At 36.2% G+C, this 290-nt stretch carries 1 pseudogene; it reads left to right on the top strand.

Annotation, left to right across the window (positions count from 1 at the left end):
* Positions 1-290 (top strand): annotated as a pseudogene (locus tag AAEZ02_RS22160) (6-hydroxymethylpterin diphosphokinase MptE-like protein); the annotation flags it as partial.

Here is a 290-nt window from a genome sequence, read left to right as displayed (position 1 = left end):
AAAGAAGAACACGAACTTCGTCAGATCATCACCTTGGCTCTCAAACTCAACAAACCAGCTTTAGCCCAAGAGTGTTTATCTCGTATCATCCAATATAATGATGAGTACATCCCTCAATATGCACATATAATGAGCTTGCAAGGTCAAAACCAAATCGCACTGAATTTATATTTAGATTACCTTGATAGGTATCCCGAAGATATTCCAATATTATTGAAGTTAGGTGCATTCTTAGCAAGGTTAGGTGAAAAGGAAAATGCAAAATCCGTATTTCTACAGGTACTCAATAT

The organism is Shewanella sp. T24-MNA-CIBAN-0130, from assembly GCF_040310185.1.
Classification (GTDB): Bacteria; Pseudomonadota; Gammaproteobacteria; order Enterobacterales; family Shewanellaceae; genus Shewanella; species Shewanella psychromarinicola.
This window is presented reverse-complemented; position numbering and strand designations above follow the sequence as displayed.